This window comes from Streptosporangium sp. NPDC006013 (assembly GCF_040614275.1).
Taxonomy (GTDB): Bacteria; Actinomycetota; Actinomycetes; order Streptosporangiales; family Streptosporangiaceae; genus Streptosporangium.
Genome location: NZ_JBEXUE010000714.1, coordinates 1 through 3696 on the forward strand (window position 1 = coordinate 1; position 3696 = coordinate 3696).

3 protein-coding genes are annotated in these 3696 nt (G+C 70.3%); 2 read left to right on the top strand and 1 reads right to left on the bottom strand.

Annotation, left to right across the window (positions count from 1 at the left end; translation table 11 throughout):
* Positions 1-182 precede the first annotated feature (182 nt).
* Positions 183-782 carry an XRE family transcriptional regulator gene (locus ABZ260_RS48360; RefSeq protein WP_355631963.1) on the bottom strand — a complete coding sequence of 200 codons (600 nt, stop codon included), beginning with the start codon at positions 780-782 and terminating at the stop codon, positions 183-185.
* A gap of 93 nt (positions 783-875) precedes the next feature.
* Between ABZ260_RS48360 and ABZ260_RS48365 the strand changes: the two genes are divergently transcribed.
* Complete coding sequence (locus ABZ260_RS48365) at positions 876-1886, top strand: NAD(P)/FAD-dependent oxidoreductase (RefSeq protein WP_355631966.1); 1011 nt, start codon at positions 876-878, stop codon at positions 1884-1886.
* A gap of 134 nt (positions 1887-2020) precedes the next feature.
* A complete protein-coding gene (locus ABZ260_RS48370; protein WP_355631969.1) occupies positions 2021-3616 on the top strand; it encodes an MFS transporter in 1596 nt (531 codons plus the stop codon).
* Positions 3617-3696: the final 80 nt, after the last annotated feature.

Consider the following 3696-nt stretch of genomic DNA (forward strand, 5'->3'; position numbering starts at 1 on the left):
GTCCTGCTGGTGGTGGCCGTGCTGGGCGGAGTGGTGGGGGGTGTGCGGGTGTGCGTGGGTCATGCCGTCACCGTAAGGCGGGTTTGCTTACCCGGCACGATGGCTCCCGGGATGCGCAAGATATCGGCGAGTGGTGGTGCCCGACGCGCAAGGCGCACCCGTGCCGAGGGTGCGCGTTGCCGTCATTCGCAGGTGTCAGGGGTGTCGCAGTCGCCGTTGCCGGTGTCGCGCTGGTGGCCGCGGCGGGCGTCGCGGTCGAAGATACCCAGGATCTCGCACGGTCCGCCTTCGGCGCCGATGGCGTGCGGCATCATGGTGGGGAATTCGGCGGCCTGGTTGGTCTCGATGCGGAAGCGGCGATGTCCCAGCATGAGGATCGCGGTGCCGGAGAGTACGACCAGCCATTCCCGGCCGGGGTGGGCACGCATGCGGGAGGGGTTGTCGGGCGGTGGCTCGGTCATGCGCTGGCGTACGACGCTCATGCCGGGGTCGCCCTTGACGGGCCAGCGCATCAGGCCGTGGGCGCCGTCGATCATCGGGCTGGTGACGACGTCGTCGGCGGCGGTCTCGACGAGCTGGTCGAGGGTGGTGTCCAGGGCGCGGGCGAGGGTGACGAGCTGGTCCAGGGCGAGGCGGCGCTGGCCGTTCTCGATGCGGCTCAGTGAGGACTGGCTGAGGTTGGCGCGGGTGGCCAGTTCTTCCAGGGACCAGCCCTGTGCGACTCGCAGGGCGCGGATGCGTTTGCGTACGAGGCTGTCCAGGTCTCCAATTTCTTGCGTCATGGGCAACATCATATGCCCATGATGCAAGGTTGGCTTAACGTCGTGTGTAGAAGGCCCGGAACGGTTGGGCCACGCACGATGAAAGGGCGCGATATGTCTGTGCGGACTTCCGCGTACGCGAGCGACGCACTGCCCGGTGAGACCGTGGACGTTGTGGTGATCGGCGGCGGCGCCGCAGGCTTGAACGGTGCCCTGATGCTGGCCCGCTCCCGCCGTTCGGTCGTCTTGATCGACAGCGGGACACCCCGCAACGCGCCTGCCAAGGCCATGCACGGCTTCATCGTGCTGGACGGCACGCCGCCCACCGAACTGCTCAAGCGGGGCCGGGAGCAGGTGCGCCAGTACGGCGGCAGGGTCGTCTTCGGAGAGGTGACCTCTGCCGAACCGGCCGCCCCGGCTGTCGACGGTGATCTGCGTTTCATGGTCAGCCTGGCCGACGGCGGCACGGTGACGGCCCGCCGCGTGCTGGTGGCCACCGGCCTGCGGGACGTGCTGCCGGACGTGCCCGGCCTCGCCGAGCACTGGGGGCACGGTGTGGTGCACTGCCCGTACTGCCACGGCTGGGAGGTACGCGACGAACCGATCGGCATCCTCGCCACCGGCCCCGCCTCGATCCACCACGCGCTGCTGTTCCGCCAGCTGACCGACGACCTCATCTACTTCACCCACGGCACCGATCTCGACGACGACACCCGAGCGCGCTTCGCCGCCCGCAACATCCGCATCATCGACACCCCGGTGCAGGGAGTCATGACGAGCGAGGACGGCGGCATCGCGGGCGTGCGCCTGACCGATGGCACGGTCGTGGCCCGCCGTGTCCTCGCGCTCGCCACGCAGATGCAGGCCCGCACCGAGGGCCTGGACGGCCTGAAGCTGCCGATGGAGGACCTGCCCGACAACATGGGCCGCCGCTTCGCCTCCGGCATGGCCGGCACCACCGAGGTGCCGGGCGTGTGGGTGGCCGGCAACGCCACCGACCTGACCGCCCAGGTGGGCGCCTCCGCCGCGGCGGGCGCTCTGGCCGGCTCCCACATCAACGCCCTCCTGGCCACCGCCGACACCGACGTGGCCCTCGCCGCCGCCCAGACCGGCACCACCACCTGACGTCAGGGCTCCTACCAGCCCACCGCGTACCCGCGCTCAGCCGCGCGAGGTGGTGGCCGGACCCCTACTCCATCCACTTCGGCGACCGGACCTGCTCCGGCGCTGACGCTGCATGCCCATTTTGAGAGGAATCCATGAGCACGAACCAGCCTCCACAGGTGGCGGCCGCTGACGGAAGCGGCGGAGGCGCACCGGATGCACGTCAGCTGCGCACCATTCTGATCACCGTCTCCATCGCGCTGATGGCCGTCATCGCGTCGGTGTCCGGGCTGAACGTCGCCCAGACGCACATGGCCGTCGAGTTCGGCGCCTCGCAGAACACCATTTTGTGGATCATCAACATCTACACCCTGGCCCTGGCCGCGCTGCTGCTGCCGCTCGGCGCGATCGGTGACCGCCTGGGCCGCAAGCCCATGCTGATCGCCGGGCTGGGTGTCTTCGGCGTCGCCGGCGTCGCAGCGGGCCTGGCTCCGACGGCCGAGGTGATGCTGGCCGCGCGCGTGGCCGGCGGTATCGGCGCCGCGATGATCATGCCCATCACCCTCGCCGTCATCACCTCCACCTTCCCCGAGGAGAAACGTGGCACGGCGATCGGCGTGTGGACCGGCGTCGCGGGAGGCGGCGGCATCCTGGGCATGTTCCTTTCCGCGCTCCTCGTCGACGTCGCCGACTGGCGCTCGCTGTTCGTGCTGCCCGTCATCCTGATCATCGTGGCCCTGGCCATGACGCTGAAGTCGGTCCCCAACTCCCGCGAGAGGTCCAGCCACGGCTTCGACACCATCGGCGCGCTGGTATCGACCGTCGCCGTGGTCGGACTCATCTTCGTCCTGCAGGAGGGGCCCGAGCGTGGCTGGACCGCGCCCGTGACTCTGATCAGTCTCGCTGTCGGTCTCATCGCCGCCCTCGGCTTCGTGGCCTGGCAGCTGCACCGCCGGGACGCATCGCTGCTGGACGTGCGGCTGTTCCGTGAGCGCGGCCTGGCCGGCGGCTCGATCACGCTGCTGGTGGTCTTCGGCGTCCAGGCGGGCATCGCCGTGGTCCTCTTCCCGTTCTTCCAGGCCGTGCTCGGCTGGTCGGGGCTGCTGTCCACGCTGGCGCTGATGCCCATGGCCGTGATGATGATGACGACCTCCGGCCTGGCCCCCAAGCTGGCCGCACGCGTCGGCTCCCGCTCGACCATGGCCGCGGGCATCGCGCTGGCCGGCGTCGGACTGGCCCTCATGGCCCTCTTCGTCTCCGCCGACGGGGGCTACCTGACCATCCTGCCCGGCATGCTCGCCATGGGCATCGGCATGGGCCTGTCGATGACCCCCTCCACCGAGGCCATCACCGGCTCTCTGCCGCGCGAGAAGCAGGGCGTCGCCTCCGCCCTCAACGACGTCACCCGCGAATTCGGCACCGCCCTCGGCGTCGCCCTGCTCGGCGCGCTGCTGTCCGCCGGCTACCGCAGCGCCATCGACGACAGGCTGTACGGCATCCCTCCGGAGGCCGCGAACACGGCCCGGGAAGGCATCGCCAACGCCGTTGAGGTGGCCGGCAGCACCGGCTCGCACGCGCAGAACCTGGTCCACGCCGCCCAGCAGTCCTTCGTCGACGGCTGGCAGCAGGCCATGTGGGTCGGCGTCGCCGTCATGGGCGCTCTGTTCGTCTACATCACCCTGCGCGGCCCGAAGAACTCCGCTCCCGCGACGGCCGACGACGCCGAGACCGCCGAGCCCGTCACCGCCTGATAACGGGGTAAGCGGTGGGCGGACGGCACGAAGACGGCCGTCCCAGGGGTAGCCGTTGGGCACCGCGACCTCGCGGTGCC

Bases quoted from the DNA above. Each gene is read 5' to 3' on its own strand.
- ABZ260_RS48360 (WP_355631963.1), bottom strand. From the start codon at position 782: ATGACGCAAGAAATTGGAGACCTGGACAGCCTCGTACGCAAACGCATC.
- ABZ260_RS48365 (WP_355631966.1), top strand. From the start codon at position 876: ATGTCTGTGCGGACTTCCGCGTACGCGAGCGACGCACTGCCCGGTGAG.
- ABZ260_RS48370 (WP_355631969.1), top strand. From the start codon at position 2,021: ATGAGCACGAACCAGCCTCCACAGGTGGCGGCCGCTGACGGAAGCGGC.